At 72.4% G+C, this 24,328-nt stretch carries 21 protein-coding genes; 4 read left to right on the top strand and 17 right to left on the bottom strand.

Annotated elements, in window-relative coordinates; genetic code table 11:
* Window positions 1–139: 139 nt before the first annotated feature.
* From ACIGWZ_RS00075 to ACIGWZ_RS00115, 9 genes are all read right to left on the bottom strand, one after another.
* Entirely contained in the window at window positions 140–1,141 is a 1,002-nt protein-coding gene (locus ACIGWZ_RS00075) for a hypothetical protein (RefSeq protein WP_400060736.1), read from the bottom strand.
* Between the two features lie 186 nt (window positions 1,142–1,327).
* Complete coding sequence (locus ACIGWZ_RS00080; protein ID WP_400059110.1) at window positions 1,328–2,650, bottom strand: MFS transporter; 1,323 nt, start codon at window positions 2,648–2,650, stop codon at window positions 1,328–1,330.
* A gap of 53 nt (window positions 2,651–2,703) precedes the next feature.
* Window positions 2,704–3,675, bottom strand: coding sequence for a metallophosphoesterase family protein (locus tag ACIGWZ_RS00085; RefSeq protein WP_400059112.1), 972 nt, complete (start codon window positions 3,673–3,675; stop codon window positions 2,704–2,706).
* Window positions 3,676–3,811: 136 nt separating this feature from the next.
* Window positions 3,812–4,144 carry a DUF427 domain-containing protein gene (locus tag ACIGWZ_RS00090; protein WP_400059114.1) on the bottom strand — a complete coding sequence of 111 codons (333 nt, stop codon included), beginning with the start codon at window positions 4,142–4,144 and terminating at the stop codon, window positions 3,812–3,814.
* A gap of 32 nt (window positions 4,145–4,176) precedes the next feature.
* The gene (locus tag ACIGWZ_RS00095; RefSeq protein WP_400059115.1) at window positions 4,177–5,484 is read right to left on the bottom strand and encodes a hypothetical protein; all 1,308 of its coding nucleotides are present in this window, start codon (window positions 5,482–5,484) and stop codon (window positions 4,177–4,179) included.
* A gap of 55 nt (window positions 5,485–5,539) precedes the next feature.
* Entirely contained in the window at window positions 5,540–6,013 is a 474-nt protein-coding gene (locus tag ACIGWZ_RS00100) for a thioesterase family protein (protein WP_400059118.1), read from the bottom strand.
* Complete coding sequence (locus ACIGWZ_RS00105; protein ID WP_400059120.1) at window positions 6,010–7,023, bottom strand: 3-hydroxyacyl-CoA dehydrogenase NAD-binding domain-containing protein; 1,014 nt, start codon at window positions 7,021–7,023, stop codon at window positions 6,010–6,012. Before ACIGWZ_RS00105 ends, ACIGWZ_RS00100 begins: the two co-directional genes overlap by 4 nt.
* Window positions 7,024–7,069: 46 nt before the next feature.
* Window positions 7,070–7,957, bottom strand: coding sequence for a 3-keto-5-aminohexanoate cleavage protein (locus ACIGWZ_RS00110; RefSeq protein ID WP_400059122.1), 888 nt, complete (start codon window positions 7,955–7,957; stop codon window positions 7,070–7,072).
* Between the two features lie 103 nt (window positions 7,958–8,060).
* Window positions 8,061–8,930: a TetR family transcriptional regulator C-terminal domain-containing protein gene (locus tag ACIGWZ_RS00115; RefSeq protein WP_400059124.1), complete on the bottom strand. Its 870-nt coding sequence runs from the start codon at window positions 8,928–8,930 to the stop codon at window positions 8,061–8,063.
* A 193-nt stretch (window positions 8,931–9,123) separates the two neighbouring features.
* Here ACIGWZ_RS00115 and ACIGWZ_RS00120 point away from each other — a divergent pair, with 193 nt between their 5' ends.
* The 4 genes from ACIGWZ_RS00120 to ACIGWZ_RS00135 all read left to right on the top strand — a co-directional run bounded on the left by ACIGWZ_RS00120 (window position 9,124) and on the right by ACIGWZ_RS00135 (window position 15,225).
* The gene (locus ACIGWZ_RS00120) at window positions 9,124–11,187 is read left to right on the top strand and encodes a SpoIIE family protein phosphatase (RefSeq protein WP_400059126.1); all 2,064 of its coding nucleotides are present in this window, start codon (window positions 9,124–9,126) and stop codon (window positions 11,185–11,187) included.
* Between the two features lie 84 nt (window positions 11,188–11,271).
* On the top strand, window positions 11,272–12,675 hold the full coding sequence (locus tag ACIGWZ_RS00125; RefSeq protein ID WP_400059128.1) for a glutamine synthetase family protein: 1,404 nt from the start codon (window positions 11,272–11,274) through the stop codon (window positions 12,673–12,675).
* Window positions 12,675–13,829 carry an amidohydrolase family protein gene (locus tag ACIGWZ_RS00130; protein WP_400059130.1) on the top strand — a complete coding sequence of 385 codons (1,155 nt, stop codon included), beginning with the start codon at window positions 12,675–12,677 and terminating at the stop codon, window positions 13,827–13,829. Before ACIGWZ_RS00125 ends, ACIGWZ_RS00130 begins: the two co-directional genes overlap by 1 nt.
* Before the next feature lie 73 nt (window positions 13,830–13,902).
* Entirely contained in the window at window positions 13,903–15,225 is a 1,323-nt protein-coding gene (locus tag ACIGWZ_RS00135; protein WP_400059132.1) for an MFS transporter, read from the top strand.
* A 210-nt stretch (window positions 15,226–15,435) separates the two neighbouring features.
* Here the strand turns inward: ACIGWZ_RS00135 and ACIGWZ_RS00140 are convergent, their stop codons facing one another.
* From ACIGWZ_RS00140 to ACIGWZ_RS00175, 8 genes are all read right to left on the bottom strand, one after another.
* Window positions 15,436–16,902 (bottom strand): SulP family inorganic anion transporter, encoded by a 1,467-nt coding sequence (locus tag ACIGWZ_RS00140; protein ID WP_400059133.1) that lies wholly within the window; start codon window positions 16,900–16,902, stop codon window positions 15,436–15,438.
* A gap of 17 nt (window positions 16,903–16,919) precedes the next feature.
* Entirely contained in the window at window positions 16,920–17,522 is a 603-nt protein-coding gene (locus ACIGWZ_RS00145) for a carbonic anhydrase (protein WP_400059134.1), read from the bottom strand.
* A gap of 313 nt (window positions 17,523–17,835) precedes the next feature.
* On the bottom strand, window positions 17,836–19,149 hold the full coding sequence (locus tag ACIGWZ_RS00150; protein ID WP_400059136.1) for an MFS transporter: 1,314 nt from the start codon (window positions 19,147–19,149) through the stop codon (window positions 17,836–17,838).
* A 72-nt stretch (window positions 19,150–19,221) separates the two neighbouring features.
* Window positions 19,222–19,731 carry a hypothetical protein gene (locus ACIGWZ_RS00155; RefSeq protein WP_400059137.1) on the bottom strand — a complete coding sequence of 170 codons (510 nt, stop codon included), beginning with the start codon at window positions 19,729–19,731 and terminating at the stop codon, window positions 19,222–19,224.
* Between the two features lie 39 nt (window positions 19,732–19,770).
* Window positions 19,771–21,009 carry a hypothetical protein gene (locus ACIGWZ_RS00160; RefSeq protein WP_400059139.1) on the bottom strand — a complete coding sequence of 413 codons (1,239 nt, stop codon included), beginning with the start codon at window positions 21,007–21,009 and terminating at the stop codon, window positions 19,771–19,773.
* Window positions 21,010–21,186: 177 nt separating this feature from the next.
* Window positions 21,187–21,342, bottom strand: a complete 156-nt coding sequence (locus tag ACIGWZ_RS00165; RefSeq protein ID WP_400059141.1) for a hypothetical protein — start codon at window positions 21,340–21,342, stop codon at window positions 21,187–21,189.
* Window positions 21,343–21,595: 253 nt separating this feature from the next.
* Complete coding sequence (locus ACIGWZ_RS00170) at window positions 21,596–23,152, bottom strand: M81 family metallopeptidase (RefSeq protein ID WP_400060737.1); 1,557 nt, start codon at window positions 23,150–23,152, stop codon at window positions 21,596–21,598.
* A 15-nt stretch (window positions 23,153–23,167) separates the two neighbouring features.
* Window positions 23,168–24,322: an ROK family protein gene (locus ACIGWZ_RS00175; RefSeq protein WP_400059143.1), complete on the bottom strand. Its 1,155-nt coding sequence runs from the start codon at window positions 24,320–24,322 to the stop codon at window positions 23,168–23,170.
* Between the last annotated feature and the right edge of the window lie 6 nt (window positions 24,323–24,328).

The following is a 24,328-nucleotide window of genomic DNA, read 5'->3' on the forward strand; positions in this document are numbered from 1 at the left end:
AGGCCGGATCGCCGCCCGTGCCGGACCCGCCGGACCTGTCGTTCGTTTCCTCCGTGCCGTTCACCCTTCGATTGTGCGTCGTGCGCGGGGCCTGCGTCTCCCGGACGCGGAGCCGGGGCCGGTCGGGGAGGAATCCTGGTCAGGGGACCGGCGCCGGTGAGGAGGCGTCCGGTACGCGAAGGGACGGGCGGCCGCCGCCGTCCGCCCGGACGGTCCAGATGTCGGAGGGCCGGCCGTCGCGGCCCGGCAGGGCGTAGGCGAGGGTGCGGTCGTCCAGCCAGGCGGCCTGGTCGTCCACGCTGCGCGCTTCGGCGAGCGGGTGCTCGCGCAGCGTGCGCAGGTCCAGGACGTACAGCCGCCAGGGCCGGGTGGCCCCCTCGCGTACCCGCTTCTTGAAGGCGAGGCGGGTGTTGTCGGGGGAGAGCGACGGGCATTCGACGTTCTCGCGGAGGGTGTGCGCCGCCCACTTCCGCATATCGCCCTCGACCAGGTAGGTCTTCCCCTGCGTCGAGACGGTGGCGTAGAACCGGTTGTCGTCGCGGGCGAAGGTGACGCCCCAGTAGTTGACGTCGGGGGAGTGGTAGCGGCGGCCGTCGAGGGTGAGCGGGATCTCCTCCATGTTCTTGATGAGGTAGCCGGTGCGGGTGTCCAGGATCGAGGTGCGGGTGGAGAACGCGGTGGTGGCGTACGAGTCCCCGGTGGCGAACATCGTCCACGACAGCATCCGGCCGGACGCCGAGACCCGGGCCCGGTTGGGGATGCCGGTGAGCGCGATCCGCCGCTTCTCGCGCAGCCGCCGGTCCAGCACGACGGCGTAGGACCGGGGCGGGATGCCCGGGCGGCGCTGCAGACAGAGGCCGGTGCCCGCGGCCGCGTAGAAGCGCTCGCAGGCGGGGCCGCCGGTGGCGCGGTGGTCGGCGGGGCGCGCGGCGTGCGCCGACGCGCGGGCGGTGGCACCCGTTCGGGCGGGCAACCGGGCCACCCGGCCGGATCCGGCGCCCGTACTGCGGAAGTACAGCCGGCCGCGGTCCAGGCCGAAGGCCGAGGTGGCGTCGGCCGGTTCGGCGCGCCGGGCGGCGCTCACGGTGTAGACGACGGCGACGCCCGCGAGGAGGGCGGCGGCGGTCGCCACGGCGAGGATCCGGGCGCGGAACGAGAGGGCGGCGAACGGCGCGGAGGTACGCGCCGGGAGGGGACGGTCCTCCTGCTGCGACGGCGACGTGGACGGCGTCTCGGGCACGGGCGTCGTTTCCTTCGGTGGGTCAGGGCTTCGATGAGAGCAGGGCTTCGGGAGGTCGGGACTTCACGGGTTCGCGGGTTCGCGGGTTCATGACGGGGACGGTCGCCCATCCGGCTGTTCCGGCTGTTCCGGCTGTTCCGGGCGCTCCGGGGCCCGGCCGCTGCGGCTGGGGCCGGGGAGCAGCGCGGTGGCCGCCGCGAGCGCCACGGCCAGCGCGGCGACCGCGATGATCAGCGCGGGACGGGCGCCCCACAGCGTCCAGGCGGCCCCGAACCCGGCCGCCGCCAGCAGACGGCACAGCGCCTGCCCCGTCTGCAGCAAGGCCATTCCGCTCGCCCGCCGGGCGGCGGGCAGAACGGGCCCGGCGAGCGCCATCAGGACGCCGTCCGTCGCCGCGTAGAACACCCCCAGCAACAGCAGCACGCCCACCAGCAGCAGCCGGCCCGCGTCCGTCGACGCCAGCAGGACATAGCCGCCCAGGAGCGCCAGATGCCCGCCCAGGAAGGGAATGCGCCGCCCGATACGGTCACCGAGCCGCCCGGCGGGCACCGCCAGCAGCAGATAGACCGCGGCGGCCCCCAGCGGCAGGAGCGGGAACCAGCCGACCGCGAAGTCCAGTCGGCGCTGGAGCAGCAGATAGAGGAACGAGTCGCCGATGGTCGCCGCGCCGAGCAGCGCCGCGGCCGCGAAGATCCGGCGGAAGGCGGGGTCGCCGAGCGGCGTCAGCAGCCGCGCTCCGGCGCGAAGGCGCGGCCCGGCGACCGGTGCCGGGGGCCGGACCGCGGGCAGCGCCGCCCGCCCCGGAACGAAGGCGACCAGCAGCAACACCCCCACCAGCCCCACGCAGAAGCTGACGACGAAGACCGCGTCATAGGCGTCCGCGGTGGCCCACAGCAGCGCGAACGCGGCCAGCGGACCCAGCAGGGCGCCGGTGGTGTCCATGGCGCGGTGTACGCCGAAGGCCCGGCCGAGCGCGTCCGGCGGGGCGCTGAGCGAGATCAGCGCATCGCGCGGCGCGGTCCGTACGCCCTTGCCGATCCGGTCCGCGGCGAGCGACGCGCCGATGCCGACCGTGCCGCCACCCGCCAGCAGCAGCCCGAGGCGGGACAGCGTGGAGAGCGCATAGCCCGCCCCGGCGACGAGTTTGTGCCGCCCGCCGCGGTCGGCGGCATGCCCGCCCAGCAGCCGTACCAGCGCTGTAACGCCGTTGTAGAGGCCGTCGAGAAATCCGAACTGGAGTGGAGACAGTCCGAGTTGAAGAACGAAGTAGAGCGGCAGCACGGCGGTGACCATCTCGGAGGAGATGTCCGTGACGAGGCTGACCGCGCCGAGGGCCAGTACCGGCCCCCCGACGCGGCCACGCGTCACCTTTTTCGCCGTCGCGGCCGCGTCCGTGGTCGCGAGATACATCGGTCAGACCGCCCGTCGGTCCCGTTGCCGTCCGCCGCCGTCCGCCCGCGGGCTCAGTGGCACTGGTAGCTCGGGCTGCTGTCCTTGGTGCTGCCGTCCGTGCCGACCAGGTCCCAGGAGAACCCGTCGTCGGTGAAGTTCAGCTTGACCACGCCGAAGGTGTCGGTCAGCCGCTTCTCGCTGTTCGGCTGCACTTCCTCGATCTTGTACGGGTTTGCGCCGCCCATCCCGCCCAGCAGCTCGACGATCCCGTTCTTGTCCGCCTTGCCGTCCGGGTTCTGCGGCGCGAACCGCTCGTAGTGATGGTCGTGCCCGTTGAGGATCAGCTCGGCCTTGGCGTCGTAGAGCAGTTTCCAGACCGGGCGGCTGACCGGGTCGTTGCCGTGTTCGCCGGAGGAGAAGAGCGGGTGGTGCCAGTAAGCGGCCACGCACTTCTTGGAGTTGGCGGCGAGGTCCGACTTCAGCCAGTTCATCTGGGCCGAGTTCAGGCTGTTGGAGTCCAGCGCGATGAAGTGCCAGTTGTCCTGGTCGTAGCTGTAGTAGCTCTTGCCCTTGGGGTAGGCGATGTCGCCGAAGTAGGCCTTGTAGCCGGCCAGTTCACCGTCCGGGTCGTATGTCTCGTGGTTCCCGGCCACCGGATGCGTCTTGTTCTTGAACGCGCCCCAGCTGGTGTCGTAGTAGCTCTTGAAGTCCTTCAGCCGGGCGTCGTCGTACTGGTTGTCGCCCATGGTCATCACGAACGCCGGATCGATCTTCTTCACCAGCGCCGCGGTCTTCGGGTGCTCGCAGTCGCTGTCGTCGGCGGTGCAGCGCTCGGCGATATCGCCCGCCGCGACGGCGGTGAAGCCGCCGGCCGCCCGGTCCGGCGCGGCATCGGCGCGGCCGGCGGGCGACCACAGCACCACCCCGCCGACGAGCGCGAGCGCCGCGCCCGCGGCGGGGATGCCCCAGCGGGGGCTGGTGAGGCCGGTGCGCTTCCTCGAGTGTTTCCTCGGGTGGTTCTCGGAGTGGGGGGTCGACGTCATGTCCGTCTCCAGGGTCGGCGTGGGGGAGCCGTCCCGAGGAATCCTGGCGACAGGCCATGTACGCGTCAAGGAGACGGGCGATTATTGTTAGGAAACTTTCCTACCGTCATTCCCGATCCCTGCGCGGTCCGTCGGATCAGCCCAACTCCACCTCGTAGAAGCAGAGATGGTCCTTGATCTCCGCCACCTCGGGGCGCGGCTCAGGGTAGGCCCACACGATGTCCTCCGGACCACCGGCAAGTGACCAGTAGGAGGCGGTGCCCTTGAAGGGGCAGACGGTGTGGGTGTCGGAGGGGGTGAGCAGGTCGGTGCGGACGTCCTCGGGCGGGAAGTAGTAACGGGTGGGGTAGCCGGTCTCGGTGAGGAGGAGGGGCCGGTGCGAGTCGGCCACGACCTGGCCGTTGACGATGACGCGGACGTGCTCGGTGCCCTGGGTGACGTCGATGCGGTGGCCGGGGGTGGGGTTCATGCGGGCTCCTTGGGGGCCGGGGCGGGCGCTGGTCACTCCAGTGTCGTACCGGGGGCGGCGTCGGGGAGGGGGACACGGGCCGGCGCGGCGCGCACGATCTCGCCGACGTCGGCGACGGGGACGCCCAGCCCGGTCAGCCAGGAGACGACCTGGGCCAAGGAGGCGTCCATGGCGGAGGTCAGGGGCAGCAGGGTCTGGAGAGGCACCGGGGTGACGCCGTGCCAGGTGCGGTAGAAGGACAGCAAGGTGAGGGCCCTGTCGTACGGCAGGCCCGCGGGCAGCTGCCGGCCGGACGTCCGGATGCCGTAGGAGGCCAGGCGCGCCGCGATCTCCTCCGGAGTCGCCTGCACCTCCTGCGAGGCCACCACGACACGGGCGAACGGCAGCACTTCGGCCGGGCTCATCCGCCAGGCGGCACACGGCCCGGTCGGGCTGAGAAGTTCTTCGTCGAGCGCCGTACGGCGGTGCGGCGGCCGCAACGGCAGGGGGAACCCGTACGCCTGCAAGCGGGTCAGGATCTCCTCCAGGCCCCGGCCGGTCGCGCGCACGGCATGGAACAGGCGCTCGTAGGTGAGCGGTTCCTTGCGCCGCGGCAGGAGAGGCAGATCCGCGTCGCAGGCGTCGGCGGGGAACGGGTCGGGCGGCCGGAAGCCGTAGCCGGACAGCATCTCCACGATGCCCCTGGGCCCGAGGCTCAGTTTCCTTGCAGCCGACAGCACATGGCCGGGAGGGACCGGCTCCGCCAGGGACAGCCAGGGCCAGCGCCCGTTCGCCTCCGCGCTCAGCAGCGTCAGTGCCGCCTCGTCGGGCGCGGCGGGCAGCGTACCGGCCCGTGCATCGAATCCGTACCGGCGCAGTACGGCGGCGACCTGAGGCAGGGGGATGCCCAGCCGCAGGGCCGCCTGCGCCAGGTGGCCCGGTGGCACGGGCGCCTCGATGTCGAGCCACTCCCGCTCGTCGGGGCCCGGGTCGCGCAGATCCGTCAGCAGCAGCACATCGGGCCGGTCGGCCCTGGTGCGGGCCGGTGCGGCGGAGCCGGTCGAGGTGACGGGACGCAGCAGCGCTCGCCCGCGCAGGAACGGCACGTTCTCCTCGGCGTACGCCTGGAAGGAGACGCGGGCTCCGTCGGCGCCCGGCGAGGGAAGTCCCCCCTGCTCCTGAGGAGCCTGCAAGAGGATCGGCGGCGAGGCCCGCACCGCCCGTCGCGGTGCCTCCGCCGCCCCGGCGGGCGGGGCGGCCCGATGGGTGAGCGACAGATGGCCGATGCTCCCCGCCGGGACCACCGGGCCCGCCACCGCGCCGCCGGTCACCGCGTTCCGGATGTGCCCGTACTGCTGCATCGCGCCCTTCCCTTGGTCTGCGTGGAGACAGCCTAGGAGGGGTGGGCGCCGGGCCTCACACCTTTCGGATTCCGCGCCCCGCCCACTCCGGCGCCGGCCCGGCCAGACCGGTGAGGTAGCCGCGAGCCGCATCCGGCAGCGGCGCCGCCCGGCCCGCCCCCTGGTCGACGTGCAGCGCGCACAGCTCCTCCGTCGCCACCGCCTCGCCGACCGGTTCGCCGGAGGACGCCTCGCACACATACATCTCGTGCAGGAGGCGGACCTTCTTCGCGTCCGCTCCCAACACCGTTGTCCGGACGGCCAGTTGACTGCCCCGAGCGACTTCGTCGAGGTAGCGGACGTGCGCCTCGACCGTATAGAGCGAGCAGCCGCTGCGCGCCCGATAGCCGGCGTCGAGGCCGGCCGCGTCCATCAGCGCGTCCGTCGCGAAGCCGAAGACGAGGACGTAGTACGCCTCGCTGAGGTGGCCGTTGTAGTCGATCCACTCGTCCTGGACGGATTGCCGGAAGAGGGTGAGATCGGCGCTCATCGCTTGACGTCCCCCAGCCGGCCGGTCGCGCGCAGCACGTCGATCACGCCCCGGTCCCGTTCGGCGACCAGATCCGCGTACGTACGGTCGCCCGCGGCCGCCGCGCAGCCGTCGACCATCGCGTCCCGCAGCTTCCGGTCCAGCTCCGGTGCCTCCAGGCGGGTCCAGGGGGACTTCAGCGACGGGCCGAAGTGGTCGAGCATATGGGCCATCCCGCCCTCGCCGCCGGCCAGCGCAAAGGTCAGGCAGGGGCCCATGAAAGCCCAGCGCAGGCCCGGTCCCTCGGTTATCGAGGCGTCGATGTCCTCGACGGAGGCCTCGCCGTTGGCGACCATGTGCAGCGCCTCGCGCCAGAGCGCTTCCTGGAGGCGGTTGGCGATGAAGCCGGGCAGTTCGCGGTCCATGGTGATGACGGACTTGCCGGCCACGTCGTAGAAGCGGGCGGCCCACGCCACGGCGTCCGCGTCGGTCCGCTCGCCGCCGACGACCTCGACGAGGGGGATGAGATAGGGGGGATTGAAGGGATGGCCCACGACCAGCCGGCCCGCGCCGGCCGCCGTGGCCGCCTCGGTCTGCATATCGGTCATCGGGTAGCCCGAGGTGGACGAGGCGATGACGACACCCGGCGGGGTGGCGGCGGCCAGCTCGGCCAGCAGGGAGCGCTTCAGCTCCAGCTTCTCCGGGGCGCTTTCCTGGACGAAGTCGGCGTGGGCGACGGCCTCGGCGAGGGTGGGGGCGACCGTCAGGCGGCCCTGGGAGGCGCCCTCGGCCAGGCCTATCTGCTCCAGGGCGGGCCAGGCGGCGGCGACCAGGCGGCGGAGCCTGTCCTCGGCGTCGTCGGCCGGGTCCCAGGCGGTGACGTCGTAGCCGCGGGCCAGGAAGTGGGCGACCCAGCCGCCGCCGATGACGCCGGCGCCGATGCAGGCCACGCGGCGTACGGCCTCGGGGGCGCAGGGAGCGGCGGGGGATTTAGGGGCGTTGTCGGGCATGCCAGGGGTGTTTTCGGGCATGGGGGAGCGGCTCCAGACGGGGGAGAAGGGGCGGGGAGGGGTGAGGTCAGCCGCGCGGCTTCAGGCCGAGCCGGGCCCGTGCCTGGTCCGGCGTGGCGACCGACGCGCCGAGCAACTCCGTGATCTGCACGGCCCGTTCGACCAGCTGGGCATTGGTGGCCTTGACGCCGCGGCCGAGGTAGAGGTTGTCCTCCAGGCCGACCCGGACGTTGCCGCCGAGCAGAATCGACTGGGCGACCCACGGCATCTGCATCCGGCCGAGCGCGAAGCTGGCCCACTGCGCGCCCTCGGGCAGCATGTTCACCATCGACTGGAGCACGCCCGGGTCGGCCGGTGCGCCCCACGGGATGCCCATGCACAGCTGGAAGATCGTCGGGTCGTCCAGCAGCCCCTCGGCCAGCAGCTGCTTGGCGAACCACAGCTGGCCGGTGTCGAAGATCTCCAACTCCGGCCGCACGCCCAGCTCCTGGATGCGCCGCGCGCCGGTCCGCAGCATGTCGGGAGTGGAGACGTAGAGGTTGGAGCCGTCGCCGAAGTTGAGCGAACCGCAGTCCAGCGTGCAGATGTCGGGGAGGAGTTCCTCGACGTGCGGGAGCCGGTCGAGGCCGCTGACCAGGTCGGTACCGGGCAGCTGCGTCAGCGGGGCGTCGGGGTCGATCACCAGGTCGCCGCCCATGCCGGCGGTGAGGTTGATGACGACGTCGGTGCCGGTCTGCTTGATGCGGTCCACGACCTCGGCGTACAGCCGCGGGTCGCGCGAGGGGTCGCCGGTCTCGGGGTCGCGTACATGGATGTGCACCACCGCGGCGCCGGCGCCCGCCGCCTCGACGGCCGACTCGGCGATCTGCCGGGGCGTGACGGGGACGTGCGGGGAGCGGCGGACGGTGTCACCGGCGCCGGTCAGCGCACAGGTGATGATGACCTCGTTGTTCACGGGGGTTCCCTTCTCCGGGGGCCGGCCATGGACCGGCGTCGGCCAGATGCGATCTGGGCGTCGGCGGGTGTGCGCCCGGCTTCGGCCGGGTGTGCTCTCGGCGTCAGCCGGGCGTGAGTTCGCTCTCCACGAAGGCGAGGAGCGCGGCGTGCATGGTGTCGGGGGAGGTGCTGTCCGGGGCGGTGGCCAGGACCTGCGTGGCCAGGCCGTCGATCAGCGCGGTCAGGCGGAGCGCGGTGAACTCCGCATCCAGCGGGCGGAAGACGCCTTGCTCGACCCCCCGCCGCAGGACATCGGCCACCGTGGTGCGCCACTGCCGGTAGTAGTGCTCGTGCAGCCGGCCGACGGCGGTGGAGCGGGCCGCCTGTGCCCACAGGTCGAGCCAGACCAGCCACTGCCGGCGCTGCTGAGCGGTGCGCGGGGTCTGCAGCGCGATCAGATGCAGCAGCTCGGCGTGGGCGTCGGCGGCCGCTGCCAGGCCCGCGGCGCGGCGCTCGGTGTCTTCGTCCATGCACCAGCGCACGGCCGCCTCGAGCAGTTCGTCGCGGCCGGGGAAGTGGTAGTGCACGGCGGCGGTGCTCGTACCGCAGGCGGCCGCGATGTCCGCGACCCGTACGCCGTGGAAGCCGTGCTCGGCGATCAGCCGTACGGTCTCCCGCACGATCTGCAGCGGCCGGCCGCCCTCGGGCACCGCCACCGGCTCGCGGCCGGGCGGCGCTGCCGGGCGCTCCGGGGCGCCGAGCAGCCAGCCGGTCTCCACGCCGCCGATATCGGCGATGCGCACGATCTCGGCGAGCGTGAAGCGCCGGGTACCGCTCAGTGACCTGGACAGCTTCGAGGGGTCCATGACCATCCGGCGGGCGAACTCCCGACGGCTGCAGCCGAGCCGGTCGATCACCTGGCGGACACGGTCGGTGACATCCCCGGCCTCGTCGGCGATCCGGGCTCCGGGGTCTCCGGCGTCTTCCTCCATGGTCGGGGACCGTAACAGCGTGTTGAGAATATCGCAACGGTCGGGGTGGGATTCGGGGAGGAAATGCCTGTTCTTTCGGGGCGCGTAGTGGTGTGTTGCGAAGCAACTGATGGACGAGTCAGATGTGGGGCGGAAGTGGTGGACAATTCAGCCGGAGGATCCGAAAACCGCGGGAATGTGGCAAAGTGACGACATGGCTGACCGGGGAGCGAAGCGCCCCACCGTGTCGGTGCCGGACGACTGGCCCGCCCACCCGGACCTGACCCTGGCTCTCAACGGCATGGGCGGCTTCGACTGGGACCTCGACAGCGGGCTGATGCACATGGACCCGCCCGCCCTTGAGGTCTTCGACATGCTGCCGGCGGAGTACGACGACCGCCCGGACACCCTCGGCTGCCGCGTACCCGCCCACGAGGCGGCCCGCCTGGACGCCCTGGTGGCCAACGCCCTCAAGGACGGCAGCGACTCCTACGGCGCCTACTTCCGGGTACGGCTGCGGGACGGCGAGCTGCGCTGGACGCACGCCCAGGGCAGCATCCGCCGCGACCCCACCGGCCGGCCCCGCCGCATCATCGGCGTGGTGCGCGACGCCAGCGACGAATACACCCACGCGGCGGAACGGCTCGCGGCCGATGAGGAGCGGCGCCGGCACACCGGCATCGTGGAGCGCACCACCGCCGCCCTGGCGCACGCCAGAACGGTCCACGAGGTCATCGCCGTCCTGGGCGACGAGCAGGGGCTGAGCCGGCTGGGCGCGGAGAACGTGATCCTCGGGCTCGTCGAGGCGGGCCGCATCCGGCTGGTGTCGGAGGGCAAGGCGGGAAGCTTCGTGCCGGATCTGGAGTTCACACGCGTCGGCGACGAATTCCCGATGAGCGAGGTCGTGCGCACCCTCACACCGCGATATGTGCGCAGCCGCGCCGCATTCCAGTACGGCTACCCGCGGCTGTGGCACGCCATCGAACCGCTGAACGTCAATTCCGCCGCCTACCTGCCGCTGATCGCCCAGGGCCGCCTCATCGGCGTGATCGGGCTGTTCTTCGAGCGGGAGAGCGACTTCCGCGACCAGGAACGCAACGTCCTGCTCGCACTCGGCAGCAGCATCGCGCAGAGCCTGGCCCGCGCCATGCTCTACGACCAGGAACACGACCTCGCCGCCGGCCTCCAGCAGGCCATGCTGCCCCGCCGCATCCCCGGTGTCCCCGGCGCCCAGGTGGCGGTGCGCTACCGCTCCGCCCGGATGGGACGGGACATCGGCGGCGACTGGTACGACGTGATCCCGCTGCCCGACGGCCGCGTCGCCGCCGTCATCGGCGACGTCCAGGGGCACGACACCCAGGCCGCGGCCCTCATGGGCCAGCTGCGCATCGTCCTGCGCGCCTACGCCGCCGAAGGGCACGCCCCCGCGACCGTCATGGCGCGCGCCTCCGCCTTCCTCAACGAACTCGACACCGACCGCTTCGCCACCTGCACCTACGTGGATGCGGACCTGAGCACCGGAGCCGCCCGGTTCGTCCGGGCCGGGCACATCGAACCCCTGCTACGGCACGCCGAGGGCATCTGCCGCCGGCTGCCGGTGGCCGGCGGGCTGCCGCTCGGGATCGCCTCCGAGTTCGTACGGCTCGACTACCCCGTCACCACCGTCCATCTCGCCCCCGGCGACACCCTGGTGCTGTGCACCGACGGCCTCGTGGAACAACCCGGCATCGACCTCGACGACGGTATGCACGACCTGGCCCGCGAGGTCCGGGAGGGCCCGCAGGACGTCCAGCAACTGGCCGACCGGCTCTGCGAGTCGGTGGACAAGGGAACCGGCGAGGACGACATGGCGCTGCTCCTGCTGCGCCGCCTCGGCGCACCCGAGCACGACACCGTCGGCCGCTTCCGGCAGCACATCGCGCCCGCCGACCCCGAAGGACTGTCCGCCGCCCGCCACATGATCCGCGCCGCCGTACGGGCCTGGGGCGCCCGCGAACGCTCCGAGGAGATCGAGCTGGTCGCCGACGAGTTGATCACCAACGCTCTGCTGCACACGGACGGCGAGGCGATCGTCAACATCCGGATGCCGCACAGCGCCATGCGGCGGCTGCGTCTGGAGGTCGAGGACCACTCCAGCAGCCTGCCGCGGCGCCGCGAACCGGGCGAGGCCGGGGTCTCGGGGCGGGGACTGCTGCTGGTGGACCGGCTGGCGGATGTCTGGGGTGTGGAACCGCGCGGCACCGGAAAGTGCGTATGGTGCGAGTTCAACTGCCCCTGAGGGGATAGGCACCGACCGCGCCGGCACCGGCGGTATCGGACGCCGAGGAATCGGCACGGCCAAGTGAGGACGGTAGGACGGGTTATGGGATCGCCTGCGGATGCGGAACAGCGCGGACACACCCGCGAGTTGGCGGGACTGCTGGATGCGGAAGCCGTCCGGAACATCGCACTGTCCTGGGTGGACAATGCGGGCATCGCGCGCGCCAAGGCCATTCCGGCCGCCCGCCTGGCCCACGCCGCCCGGCGCGGGGTCGGCATGTCGCCCGTCTTCGACGTCTTCACCTCCGAGGACGCCATCACCGCATCCGACCACCTCGGCGGACCCTCCGGCGACCTACGGCTCTTCCCCGACCTGGACCGGATCACCGTACTCGCCGCGCAGCCCGGCTGGGCCTGGGCCCCGGCCGACCGCTACGACCAGGAAGGCGCGCCGCACCCCGCCTGCCAGCGGCAGTTCGCCCGCGCGATGGCCGAGCGCGCCACGGCGGCCGGCATCGACGTGCGGATGGGCTTCGAAACCGAGTGGGTCGTCACCCGCGCGCCCAAGGGCCACGATCCGGGCGAGGACGACGCCTACCAGCCGCTGGACTACCCCTGCACGGGCCCCGCGTACGGCATGAGCCGCATCGTCGAACTCTCCGACTACCTCCGCGATGTCACCGAAGCCCTGACCCTCCAGGGCATCGACGTCCACCAGATCCACCCCGAGTACGCGCCCGGCCAGTTCGAGGTGAGCTGCGCCCCCGGCGACCCGGTGCGCGCCGCCGACGACGCCGTCCTGGTACGCGAGACCGTCCGCGCCGTCTCCGTCCGGCACGGACTGCGCGCCTCCTTCGCCCCGTCCGTCGTGGCCGGACAGGTCGGCAACGGCTGCCACCTCCACTTCAGCCTCAACCGCGACGGCAAGAGCCTGCACCGCACCCCGAACGCCCCATGGGGCCTGGCGCCCGACGCGGTCGCCTTCCTCGGCGGCGTCTTCGCCGCCCTGCCCGCCCTGCTCGCCGTCGGCTGCCCCTCGCCCGCCAGCTATCTGCGGCTGCAGCCCTCCCACTGGGCCGGCGTCTACCAGTGCTGGGGCATCGAGAACCGGGAGGCGGCGCTGCGGCTGATCCCCGGCGCCCCCGACGACCCCGACGGCGGCAGCGCCGAGCTCAAGACCTTCGACGGCGCCGCCAACCCCTACCTCGCCGTCGGCGCCGTCATCGCCGCCGGACTGCACGGCATCGAGACCGGGGCGCAGCTCCCGGCGCCGGAGACCGACGACCCGGGCACCCTCGGCGTCCGCGAGCGGGCCCGGCGCGGCATCCTCCGGCTGCCCGCCACCCTGACCGAGGCCGCCGACCGGTTCGAGAAGTCGGCCCCGCTGCACGAGGCGATGGGCAAGGTGCTGCACGGCGCGGTGCTCGCCGTACGGCGAGCCGAGGAGGCCCGGTTCGCCGACGTCGACGCCGAGGAACTGGCCGCCGCCACCCGCTGGCGCTGGTGATGACGGCGAACGCCCCGGGGCCCTTCCCCGGCCCGGACGACGGCCTCCCGCCGCTGGTGGACCACCACTGCCACGGCGTGCACCGTCACGAACCGGACGCCGGGACGTTCGCCGCCTGTCTCACCGAATCCGACCGCCCACCCGCCGCGGGCACCACCTTCTTCGACACCCAGACCGGCTTCGCGGTCCGCCGCTGGTGCCCGCCGCTGCTCGACCTGCCCGCCCACTGCCCGCCCGACCGCTATCTGGCCCGCCGCCGCGACCTCGGCCCGGACGAGACCCGCCGCCGACTGCTGGGCGCCACCGGCATCGGCACCTACCTCCTCGACACCGGGCTGCCCGGCGACCTCACCGGCCCCGCCGAGACCGCCCAGGCCGGGCGCGGCACCGGATACGAGGTCGTCCGGCTGGAGGCCCTCGCCGAACGCGCCGCCCTCGGGGTGCGCGACGCCGAGGAGTTCACCGCCAAGCTCGACACCGCGATCCGGGACGCGGCACGCACCGCCGTCGCCTTCAAAACCGTCGCCGCCTACCGCCACGGCCTCGCCCTCGACCCGCTGCCGCCGACCCCGCACGCGGTGCACACCGCCGTCCGCGACTGGATGGCCGCCGGACTGCCCCGCCTCACCGACCCCGTCCTGCTGCGCCACCTCGTCTGGCAGGCCGTCGCCACCGGCCGCCCGCTCCAGCTGCACACCGGCTTCGGCGACCCCGACCTGCGCCTCGACCGGGCCGACCCGGCGCTGCTCACCGACCTCGTACGGGCCACCGCCGGCACCGGCACCGACCTGGTGCTGCTGCACTGCTACCCGTACCACCGCCAGGCCGCCTACCTGGCGAGCGTCTTCCCGCACGTCTACTGCGACGTCGGGCTCACCCTCACCCACATCGGCCCGCGCGCCACGGCCGTCCTGGCCGAATTCCTGGAACTCACCCCCTTCGGCAAACTGCTCTTCTCCACCGACGCCTACGGCCTCCCGGAGCTCTACCTGGTCGGCAGTGCCCTGTTCCGCACCGCGCTCGCCTCCGTACTCGGCGGCTGGACCGCCTCCGGCGCCTGGTCGGCCGACGACGCCCGACGGGTGGGCGGGATGATCGCGGCGGACAACGCGCGACGGGTGTACGGCCTCCCCGAGGACCGGACACCCGGGTAAGGGGCACACGGCCCCAGCGCCTCTTCCCGCCCTGGCGTCGGCCGCGCCCCCGCACCGTGCTTTACTGCGCCGCGTGCCCTCTACAACGACCTCCGACGAGACCTCCGGCGACGCGTCCGACGAGACCTCCGGCGCAAGCCCGGAAAAGCGCGAAATACCCCTGCGCTCCCGGATATTCGCCGACCTGACCCCCCTGCGCACCTCCCCGGACTACCGCCGCCTGTGGTGCGGCAACACCGTCTCCTGGATGGGCCAGCAGATGACCGCCCTCGCGGTCTCGCTCCAGGTCTACGCCATCACCAAGTCCACCTTCTCGGTCGGCCTGGTGGGCCTGTGCTCCCTGATACCCCTGGTCGTCTTCGGGCTGTACGGCGGCGCCATCGCCGACACGGTGGACCGCCGCAAACTGGGCCTCTTCAGCGCCTCCGGCGCCACCGTGATGTCCATCGTGCTGGCCACCGCGGCACTCGCCGGCTACCACCGGGTCTGGCTGCTCTACACCGTCGTCGCCCTCCAGGCCGTCTGCTTCGCGATGAACGCCCCGGCCCGCTCCTCGATGATCCCCCGGCTGCTGCCCACCGAGCAGCTGCCCGCCGCCAACGCCCTCAACTCGCTGACCGGCAACCTCGGTCTGATGGGCGGACCCATGCTGGGCGGCGTGATCGTCGGCCTTTGGGGATACCAGGCGGCGTACCTCATCGACGTGGCGGCCTTCAGCGGCTCCCTGTACGCGATGTGGCGGCTACCCGCCATGCGGCCCGAACGCGGCGACGGCCCCCGCGGCCGCGCCTCCGTCCTCGACGGCCTCCGCTTCCTGGCCACCCGCCCCAACCTCCGGATGACGTTCTTCTCCGACATGGCGGCGATGGTGCTCGCCCAGCCGCGCGCCCTGTTCCCCGCCATCGCCGTCCTCTGGTTCGCCGGGGACGCCAAGACCGTCGGCCTGTTGGCCGCCGCGCCCGCGGTGGGCGCCGTCCTGGGCGGCCTGTTCTCCGGCTGGCTCGGCGGGATCCGCCGACACGGCCTGGCCATCCTGGTCGCGGTGGCCGCCTGGGGCGCGGCCATCGCCTGCTTCGGGCTCTCCCGGCACCTGTGGCTGGGCCTGCTCTTCCTCGCCGTCGCGGGCTGCGCCGACACCATCTCCATGGTGTTCCGCAGCACCATGCTCCAGGCCGCCACGCCCGACGCGATGCGCGGCCGCCTCCAGGGCGTCTTCATCGTGGTGGTCGCCGGCGGCCCGCGGCTCGGCGACTTCCTCGCCGGCTCGACGGCCGACCTGACCTCCCCGGCCACCGCGGTGATCGGCGGCGGCCTCGCCTGCGTACTGGTCGTGACCGGCCTGGGCCTCGGGCGCCGCGCGTTCGCGCGGTACGACGCGAGCGATCCGCAGCCCTAGGGGGAGTGCGAACAGATCCCGTAGGGGGTGCGGGCGCCCCCTCGGGGCCACAACGCGGCGGGGCGGGGCCGGTATTCCCGTGCCGGGCAGGGGAAGGGCGGCGAGAGGAGCCGCGGGGCCGGCTGTGGACGAGCCGCGGGACCGGCCGGGGAGGAGCCGTGGGACCGGCCGGAGACCGGATGCGGGACCGGCAGGACCGGTCCCGCTGTCTCACGACACCAGCTCCGCCGACCGGCGGCTCCGGCTACGGCGGTGCGCTTCGGCCCAGTTCTTCAGCGCCGCGGCGCACGCATGGTCGAGGTGGCGCAGGCCGCCGAGGTCGAGTTCGACGTCCCGGTCAGCGGGGAGCGCCTCCAGTTGGTCGAGGAGCTTGGGCAGGCGCAGGAAGGTGGCGTTGCCCAGCGCCCGTACGAGGACCGGCCCGTCGTCGTCCGGGGTGTGGACGTCGAGGTGGACGTGCGAGGTCTCCCAGGCGGTCTTGACGACGGCCGCCACGATGCCGATGAGGACGCCCTCGAACATGTTGATCGTCACGATGGCGACGGCGGTGACGAGCAGGACCGCGGCCTCGCCGCGGTGTTCGCGCCACAACGGGCGCAGATCACGAAGCGGGATGAGCTTGCAGCCCGCGTGAAGGAGCACGCCGGCCAGCGCGGCGACCGGCACCACGCCCAGCGCGGCCGGGAACGCGGCCGCGAACAGCAGCAGCCAGACACCGTGCAGCACACGGGAGACCTTGGTCCTGGCCCCGGCCTGGACGTTGGCGGCACTGCGGACGATGACCGCGGTCATCGGCAGCGCCCCGAGCACGCCGCAGACGGCGTTGCCGGCGCCCTGGGCCATCAGCTCCTTGTCGTAGTCGGTGCGCGGCCCGTCGTGCAGCCGGTCGACCGCTGCCGCGCTGAAGAGGGACTCGGCGGACGCGATCAGCGCGAAGGCGAGCACCGTGCCGAGCGCACCGAGGTCGACGAGCCGGCCGAGGTCGGCGAGGCCGGGCGGCTGGATCGCGTCGAGCAGACCGCTGACCTTGACGCGGGCGACCGGCAGGTCCAGCGCCCACACCGCGGTGGTGGCCAGCGCGACGGCGGCCAGCGGTGCGGGCAGCATGCGCGCACCGCGCCGCCAGCGCGGCCACAGCACCAGGACGGCGATGGTGGTGGCACCGATCGCGAGGGCGGACAGCGCCCGGTCGGAGGCGACGGTGTCGGCGACCAGGCGCGGCAGCGCACCGATGTTGGCGAGGCCGCTGCCCGGCGCCTTGGCGTCCGTGAGGGCGTAGACCTGCCCGGCGATCAGCACCAGGCCGATACCGGCGAGCATGCCCTGCACGACGGCGATCGAAATCGCCCGGAACCAGCGCCCCAACTTCAGGGCGCCCATGCCCAGTTGCAGTACACCGGCCGCCAGCACCAGCGCGCCGAGCGCACCGAGGCCGTACTCCTTGACCGCTTCGAAGACAAGCACCGTCAGTCCGGCGGCCGGGCCGCTGACCTGCAGGCTGCTGCCCGGGAGCAGACCGGTGAGCAGGCCGCCGACGATGCCGGTGACGAGCCCCAGTTCGGCCGGCACCCCGGAGGCGACCGCCACCCCGACACACAGCGGGACGGCGACCAGAAAGACGACGAGGGAGGCGGCGAAGTCCGCCCGGAAGAACTCGAAGGAGGCGAGCCGCTTCATGAGGTGCACGCCCGGCCTCACAGCGGGAGGAACAGGTCGGTGGCCGGCTGATGCGCTGCCACCAGGCCGGTGTGCACCTCGTAGAACCAGCCGTGCAGCGTCACTTCCCCGGCGTCCAGCCGTTCTCGCACACAGGGGTAGCGGCGCAGCCGGTCCAGCTGTTCGCGCACATGCTGCTGCACCGCGGCGGCGACGGACGGCTCCGCGTCCTTCGGCAGTGCGTCGGACAGCTGCTGCGCGAGCCAGTCCCGTACGGCGGGGGCGCCGGTCAGGTCCTCGCCGCGGATCTTCGCGCCGACCGCGCCGCAGTGCGAGTGACCGCAGACGACGATGTCGGCGACGCGCAGCACGCGCATGGCGTACTCGATGGTGGCGGCCTCCGAGCTGGCCGCCATGCCCTCCTGGTATTCGGGGACGGCGTTCCCGGCGGTGCGCAGTTCGAAGAGTTCACCGGGCTGCGCGCCGGTGATCAGGGACGGTATGACGCGGGAGTCGGAGCAGGCGATGAACAGCGCGAGGGGCGACTGTCCGGCGGCGAGCCGGCCGTAGGTCTCCCGCTCCTCGCTCCGCTCGGCGATACGGGCCGTCAGGCCCCGGGCATGCTGGACGAAGGTCTCCATGCGGAGGTCTCCTGCTGATGAGTGGTGCCCTCCAGGGGAGGGCAGCGATGTGCGGGGTGCGGAGGGGTGGCGCGAGGCCACCCGCGGTCACGCTCGGCTGCGGAAGTCGCAGTGCAGGGCGGGCAGTTGGAGTGGTCTTCTCGACGCGGCACGCCAATGTGCGGCACGAGGGAACGGGGATCGTTCCGTCATGGTCGATCCATGGCAAGGCTAAACGTGCTCTAAAAGTGAAGCATCAAGGTTTCCCCTGTGATAACGGGAAATGACGCCATGTTTGTCGATTTCCGGCCGAGTTGACGTCGCGTGTCAGCCGTCATCGCGCCCGCTCCGTATGCCCGGCCCGCCCGGTCGCGTCGGGCGGGGCCGGTGTCACGCGCGCGGGCCGGGCCGCCGCTGCGACGACGGGCACGATCGCCAGCGCGAGGATCCCGCCCGCGAGCGCCAGTACCGGGTAGCCGCCCACCACCACGACCAGGCCCGACGACATTCCGCCGGCCGCACCGGCGATCGCGATGCCGACGTCCACCAGTCCCTGCGCCGAGGCGCGACGGGCCGGTGGCAGCGCGTCGGTGACCATGGCGGTGCCGCTGACCAGCCCGAAGTTCCAGCCGAGACCCAGCAGGACCAGCGCCGCGGCGAGGGCGGGCACCGCGTGCGGCGGCGCCACGGCGGCGAGGGCTCCGGCGCCGAGCAGGGTCACCGCGGAGGCGCCGGCGACCCACCGCCGGCCGACCCGGTCGACGAGCAGGCCGGTGAGCGGGGACGGCAGGAACATCGCCCCGACGTGCAGGGCGATGACGAACCCGGCCGCCTGCGTGGAGTGCCCGTGCGCCCGCATGTGCACCGGCGTCATCGTCATGACCGCGATCATGACGAGCTGGGTGAGGACCATGACGGTGGTGCCGGTGACCAGACCGCGGCGCTCCGGCCGGTCGGCCGCCTCCGCCGCGCCGCCGTCGGCGCCCGGCGCCGGCGCGTCCGCTGCCAACGCGCGGGCCAGCCGCAGCGGATCGGGGCGCAGGAGACAGGCCAGTACGACCGCGGCCGCCCCGAAGGCGACGACGGCCAGCAGAAACGGCCCGGCGAGGCGGGGAATGCCCCACGCATGCGCCCTCTCTCCCGTGACGGTCACCAAGTTGGGGCCGACGACCGCGCCGAGCGTCGTGGCGAAGAGCACCGTGCTCACCGCCCGGCCGCGGCGCGCGGGCGGGGCCAGATCCGCTCCCGCGTAGCGTGCCATCAGGTTCGTCGAGGTGCCGGCTCCGTAGACGAGCAGCGCCAGAAACAGCAGCGGAACGCTGCCCACGGCGGCCGCCGCGACGACGCCGAGGCTGCCGACGGCTCCGACGCCGTAGCCGAGCGCGAGTCCGGGCCGCCGGCCCCAGCGCTGGCAGATACGGCCGATGCCGACGGCGCCGAGGGCGGCTCCGGCGGTGAACAGGGCACTGGGCACACCGGCCAGCCCGGTCGAGCCGAGCATCTCCTCGGCGAGCAGCGCGCCGACGGTGATCCCGGCCGCCAGGCCCGCACCGCTGAGGACCTGGGACACCACCAGCACGGCCAGAATCCGCCGCTGCGCGGGCACGTCACCCGGGCGCAGGAAACGAGCGCCGTTCCGAGCCGTCATGATTCCTTTCCCAGCTCTGTCGGAAGCGTCGATGAGGGCATGGATTTCGGTGCGGTGGACGTGGCGCGGCGCTCACGCCGCCATCGGTTCCAGCGCCCCGATTTCCGTGAGCGACAGTCCCATCTGCGCATGCAGGAAACGGACGATCGTCCAGTGCGGCAGCGCCCCTTCGTCGAACGGCCCGAACTCCTGGCAGTACAGGGGTATCCAGCGCAGGGCCTCTTCGAGCGCCTGCTCCCGGCCCGGTTCCTGCTGGTAGTCCTCGTAGGCGATGCTGCGGTGTTCGATGAAGAACTTTCCCGGCAGCCTTTCCTCGCACAGCGTGCGGTATTCACGGGTCTGCAGGATGAGGTAGTGCCAGATCTCGTCGATGTCCTGCTCCACCGGCAGGAAGAGCCCGCTGAGCCGGTCGCGGTGCCGGGAGACGAGATAGAGATAGCGCAGGCACTCGGTGACCTGACGCTCCACGAACTCCCGTGCAGCGTCGCTCCTTTCGGCGAAATGCGTTACCAGCTCGGAATGCAGCGATGCGCCGAGCAGCGTCCTGAGGTCGGCGGCGGAAATCCGCGGCTGACTGGTCATGCTTCTCCTGTCCGGGGGACGGTGGGATTTCCGGGTGCTTCAGGCACCGTTCGCGAGCCAGGCGTATTTCCCCGACTTCCCGATGGGTATGTGCGCACGGTGGTCCAGCCGGCAGCGCCGGCCGGTGAGCTCCTGGACGCCGCGCTCCAGCGCCGAGGCCTCGGCCGGTTCGACGGGCACACCGCTGAACGTCGTATAGGCCAGCCGGGCCTCGGCGGTGCCCGTCAGCTGCAACTGGTGCACGAAGACCTGCGCGGACGCCTCGGCCACGCACCGGTCGAGATCGCCCTGTGCGACGGGACCGCGCGGGGAGGCAAGCAACTCCTTTTCCCGGCCGCAGAATTGGGAGATCTTGGCGGGGTCGGGCGTGCCGTCCGTCGTGCGTACGCAGTCTCCCGAGCGGTACCGGATCAGTGGCATGTACGGATTGCGCACACTGGACACGACGAGGTGATGGATCGCACTCCCGGGGGCGACCGGAACGAGTTCCACGCTCATTTTGTCGAGGTGGGGGTGGTACCGGCCGAGGCGGTCGCTGAAGAAGAGATAGCCGAGCTCGGTACTGCCGAACAGGTCGATGATCGGGCAGGCGAAATGCCGCTCCAGGAAAAGCCGGACATTCACCGGGGTGTATTCGTAGGCGTGGATGATGCTGGCGGGCGGCGGGAATGCGTCCCACAGGCCCCACTCGTCCACCTTTCGCACCAGATGCGCGAGGTGATAGCCGGAGCAGTCGAGGTGATACCAGCCGCGCGGATGCGCCTGCCCGGCCGTCCGGATCTCCTCGAGCATCCGCTCCACCTCCTCGCGCTCCCAGAGCGCGGGGTCGAGCCGCAGATTGAGATAGCAGGTGCGCTCGTCGAGCCACCGGTCGTCGAGGGCCGGCACCGGAACCGCGTCCGTGCCGCGCTTCTTTGCGTTCACCCGGGCCACGTGTTCCGTCGCCAGCACCGTGGTCAGCGAAACGCGACGGCAGCCCGCTTCCCAGGTGCCGGCGATATCCGGGTGCTCGCGCCACAATTGGTAGTAGGAATTCAGGAGGAAATACGGGGGCCGGATGATCTGCATACGGGCGTGATTGGTGCCCGTGGACAGGACGAACTCGGCCTCGCCGGACTCCAGGGCCGAGGCCAGCCGGGGCGTCATCCAGTTGTCGGGAAAGCCCCGGGCGATCTCCGGCTTGTCGAGTATCGGGAAGTGCCCCCGCTCCAGCGACTCGCGGTAGATCGGAATGTCGCGGATCTGCTCGATGACCTCGGCGGTCGGCTGACCATCCATGAATCCCTCATATGTGCTCGGAAAGTGGGCGCATGCGGGCGTATGCGGGCGCGTTCGGGGCGCTGCACCCGGCAGCGGTCCGGCAGCGGTCCGGCAGCGGTCCGGCGGCGGGAGAAGTGCCGCCGGACCGCTGCCGGCCGTCATCGGCCGGCCACCGGGCCGGTCAGCGGACGACGGTCAGGAGATACAGCCGGTCTTCCTGGCCACGCTGATGCAGCCGGCCTTGGGGGCGGCGCTGATGCAGCCGGCCTTCGCCGCCTGCTGCGCCGAGTTGGCGGCCAGCCAACCCTGCCAGACGTCGTCCTGAGCCATCTTCTTGATGAGCTGCTCCATGAGTGACCTCCGAAACGGTGTGGGAGTGCGGCGCTGACCTGCGTTGATGCCGCACTCATCGAACGTAAAATCCACACCAAGTGAATGTCAAGGAAAGGCAATGCGATCTTGATCGTAACCGCGTCCCGTGCGCCAACTTTGGCGGATTCGCATCGAGATGCGCGCTAACGGGATCAAAGTGACGAGGCATCAGTTTCGGGGCGGCCCAGCAGCCCAGGACCGGCGGCGGAAGCACCGGCTGAAGGGATACCGGCTACAGGAGCACCGGCGTGAGGTCCGGATCCTCGAACCCCTCGTCGTCGAACGGGTAGAGCGGTCGCCGCACCTTGTGGTGGCCCAGCCGCAGCAGGTCCTGGTCCACCCCGCCCGGGGTGAGCGCGAGCAGCCAGTCCGCGGCCATGGCGTACAGCTCCGGCTCCAGGTAGCCGATCTTGACGACCACCAGGTCGTACCCGAGCGGATCGAGCGCCCCGAAGTCCGCGCGGGTGTGGAACGGCTTACGGCGTTCGGTGAGCACCACCGTCACCCCGCCGCGGGTGACGGCCGCGGTCCGCCCGCCCCCGTCATAGGCCGGATTGCCGCGCGGGGTCCCCGCGGCGGGGGTCGGCGGGCCCTCCAGCGCGGTGACGGTGCCGGTCAGCTCGTACGGCTCGGCGTACGGACCGGTGCCCGCGCTGACGTGGCCGCCGACCCGGAGCGTGACCTCGGCACCCACCCCCGCGGCGAAGCAGGCGGTGACGGCCTTCGGGTCGGTGATGCCGGGGTGCAGCGCGGTGACCCGCCCGCTCGCCAGGTCCTCGTGGGCCAGCAGGCGGCCGAGCATGTAGGCCAGATCCCCGGCCCCGCCCGCGGTCGGATTGTCGCCGGAGTCGCTGATCAGGAAGGGGCGGGAACGGGACGCCACGGCGCGGGCGATGCAGTCGTCCGCGTCGCCGGTCGGGCCGACGAAGACGAAATCGCGGCGGGCGTCCCAGTAGCGGCGGGCCAGCAACTGCGCCTGATGGAGCGCTTGTCCGGGATCGTCAGCAGTCACCACCACCGCGGCCCGGCAGCGTTCCTCGTCGGCCCAGGCATAGCCCACCCAGATCGCCGCGTCGACGACCCCGTCGAGCGCCTCCACCGAACTCAGCCGTCCGTAAAGGGACATGGCGGGCTCCAGCCGGGTGCTGGTCTTCTCGCCCGGCAGCAGGACCGGGATCTGCACCCAGGCCCGATACGGTCGCCCCTTCCCGCTCTCTAGCCGTTCCACGAGCTTGCGGGCGGCCCGCTCGCGCGTCTCCCAGGCGTCCTCGTGCGGGGCCAGCCGGTGCGCGGTGAGCAGATCGAGGCGCTCGGCGAAGCGACGCGAGACATTGCCGTGCAGATCCATGGCCGCCGAGATGAGCGTGTCCGGCCCGGTCGCGGCCCGTACCGCATCGGTCAGATCGGCCTCCGCGTCCGTCAGCCCGACCACGCTCATCGCGCCGTGGATGTCGTGGACCAGACCGTCCAGCGGCCCGGACTCCCTTATGCGGTCGGTCAGTTCGCTCTTGATGCGGTCGTAGGTGGCGCGTTCGACGGGCCCGCCGGGCAGCGAGACGGCGTGCACCAGCGGCACCCACTCGACGCGTTCCACCAGATCGCTGTCAGGCCCGGTCCAGGTGTAGCGGGCCAGCAGCTCGGCGCCCCGGGTGACGCGGAAGTCCTCGTAGACGGAGCGGTGCGGGCAGAACTGGCTGGACTCGATGGCCATGCCGCCGATGCCGATCCGCAGACGGCGGGTGGCGGAGGCGGCCGGGGCGGCGGAGGGCTCAGGGGCGCTGGGGGGCATGGGGGCCATGGGTCCTCACAATCGGTGGCGGCTGGAGGGGAGTTCGCGCAGTGCGGCGTGGCCCGCGCCGAGCAGGCCCGCGTCGGGGCCGCATACGGCGGCCTTGATGGTGAGTTCGCTGGTCGCCATCGGCAGGCAGCGCTCGTAGAGCATCCCGCGCACCGCGGCGACCAGGGGTTCCGCGCCGGAGAGCGCGCCGCCCAGGATCACCGCCTCGGGATTGAAGAAGTTCACCACGACGGCCAGCACGGCGCCGATGTCCCGGCCCGCCTGCCGGACGAGGGTGGTGGCGTGCGGTTCGCCGTGCTCGACCAGGCGCAGGATGTCGGTGGTGGAGTCGGCGGCGATGCCCTGCTCGCGCAGCGCGGTGGCGATCGCGGCGCCGCTCGCCACGGTCTCCAGGCAGCCGATGTTGCCGCAGGAGCAGGGGAGTTCGGTGCCCGAGCCGACCCGGACATGGCTGATGTCACCGGCCGAGCCGCGCGCCCCGCGGTAGAGCCGGCCGTCGCTGATGATGCCGGAGCCGATGCCGCGGCCGGCCTTGACGACGACGAGATGGCGCAGTGCCGGGTGTGCGGCGCGGTGCTCGCCCAAGGCCAGCACATTGGCGTCGTTGTCGAGCAGGACCGGCAGGCCCAGCCTTTCGGCGAGGCGGTCGCGGAGCGCGAAGAGGTGCCAGCCGGGCATCCGTGAGGGGGCGATGACCCGGCCGCCGGCGGTGTCCACCGGGCCGGGGAAGCCGATGCCGACGCCGTGTACGGTCCGCCCGGCGGCGCGCTGCCGTTCGGCCAGCGCCGCCAGCCGCTCGGCGAGGACGTCCAGGGCGGGTTCGGGTCCGGCGGTGAGGTCGAAGGCGTACTCCTCGATGTCCGTACCGGTGCCGGTCAGGCCGACCGCTCCGGTACGGATGTGATGGCTGCCCAGGTCGGCGGCGAGCGCCACCGCTCCGTGGTCGGCGATGCGCAGCAGCCGGGGGCGGCGGCCGCCGCGCGAGGCGCCCTCGCCGGATTCGGCGAGCAGGCCGGCGTCGACCAGTTCCTGGACGCGGGCGGAGACGGTGGAGGCGGCGAGGCCCAACTCCCGGACGAGATCGGCGCGGGAGGTGGCGGAGCCGTTCGCGACGAGTTCGAGGACCTGCGCGGCGGAGCCGGACTGCTCGTCGGGGGCCATCACTGG

Origin of the sequence: Streptomyces sp. NPDC053427 (genome assembly GCF_044544985.1) — a bacterium.
In the GTDB taxonomy this organism is placed as follows: domain Bacteria; phylum Actinomycetota; class Actinomycetes; order Streptomycetales; family Streptomycetaceae; genus Streptomyces.

What these genes read in the sequence shown, in the direction of transcription:
- ACIGWZ_RS00100 (WP_400059118.1), bottom strand. Translation starts at nt 6,013, where the DNA reads ATGAGCGCCGATCTCACCCTCTTCCGGCAATCCGTCCAGGACGAGTGG.
- ACIGWZ_RS00130 (WP_400059130.1), top strand. Translation starts at nt 12,675, where the DNA reads ATGACGGCGAACGCCCCGGGGCCCTTCCCCGGCCCGGACGACGGCCTC.
- ACIGWZ_RS00160 (WP_400059139.1), bottom strand. Translation starts at nt 21,009, where the DNA reads ATGGATGGTCAGCCGACCGCCGAGGTCATCGAGCAGATCCGCGACATT.
- ACIGWZ_RS00140 (WP_400059133.1), bottom strand. Translation starts at nt 16,902, where the DNA reads ATGAAGCGGCTCGCCTCCTTCGAGTTCTTCCGGGCGGACTTCGCCGCC.
- ACIGWZ_RS00120 (WP_400059126.1), top strand. Translation starts at nt 9,124, where the DNA reads ATGGCTGACCGGGGAGCGAAGCGCCCCACCGTGTCGGTGCCGGACGAC.
- ACIGWZ_RS00085 (WP_400059112.1), bottom strand. Translation starts at nt 3,675, where the DNA reads ATGACGTCGACCCCCCACTCCGAGAACCACCCGAGGAAACACTCGAGG.
- ACIGWZ_RS00155 (WP_400059137.1), bottom strand. Translation starts at nt 19,731, where the DNA reads ATGACCAGTCAGCCGCGGATTTCCGCCGCCGACCTCAGGACGCTGCTC.
- ACIGWZ_RS00115 (WP_400059124.1), bottom strand. Translation starts at nt 8,930, where the DNA reads ATGGAGGAAGACGCCGGAGACCCCGGAGCCCGGATCGCCGACGAGGCC.
- ACIGWZ_RS00105 (WP_400059120.1), bottom strand. Translation starts at nt 7,023, where the DNA reads ATGCCCGAAAACACCCCTGGCATGCCCGACAACGCCCCTAAATCCCCC.
- ACIGWZ_RS00125 (WP_400059128.1), top strand. Translation starts at nt 11,272, where the DNA reads ATGGGATCGCCTGCGGATGCGGAACAGCGCGGACACACCCGCGAGTTG.
- ACIGWZ_RS00165 (WP_400059141.1), bottom strand. Translation starts at nt 21,342, where the DNA reads ATGGAGCAGCTCATCAAGAAGATGGCTCAGGACGACGTCTGGCAGGGT.
- ACIGWZ_RS00170 (WP_400060737.1), bottom strand. Translation starts at nt 23,152, where the DNA reads ATGCCCCCCAGCGCCCCTGAGCCCTCCGCCGCCCCGGCCGCCTCCGCC.
- ACIGWZ_RS00095 (WP_400059115.1), bottom strand. Translation starts at nt 5,484, where the DNA reads ATGCAGCAGTACGGGCACATCCGGAACGCGGTGACCGGCGGCGCGGTG.
- ACIGWZ_RS00145 (WP_400059134.1), bottom strand. Translation starts at nt 17,522, where the DNA reads ATGGAGACCTTCGTCCAGCATGCCCGGGGCCTGACGGCCCGTATCGCC.
- ACIGWZ_RS00080 (WP_400059110.1), bottom strand. Translation starts at nt 2,650, where the DNA reads ATGTATCTCGCGACCACGGACGCGGCCGCGACGGCGAAAAAGGTGACG.
- ACIGWZ_RS00175 (WP_400059143.1), bottom strand. Translation starts at nt 24,322, where the DNA reads ATGGCCCCCGACGAGCAGTCCGGCTCCGCCGCGCAGGTCCTCGAACTC.
- ACIGWZ_RS00150 (WP_400059136.1), bottom strand. Translation starts at nt 19,149, where the DNA reads ATGACGGCTCGGAACGGCGCTCGTTTCCTGCGCCCGGGTGACGTGCCC.
- ACIGWZ_RS00090 (WP_400059114.1), bottom strand. Translation starts at nt 4,144, where the DNA reads ATGAACCCCACCCCCGGCCACCGCATCGACGTCACCCAGGGCACCGAG.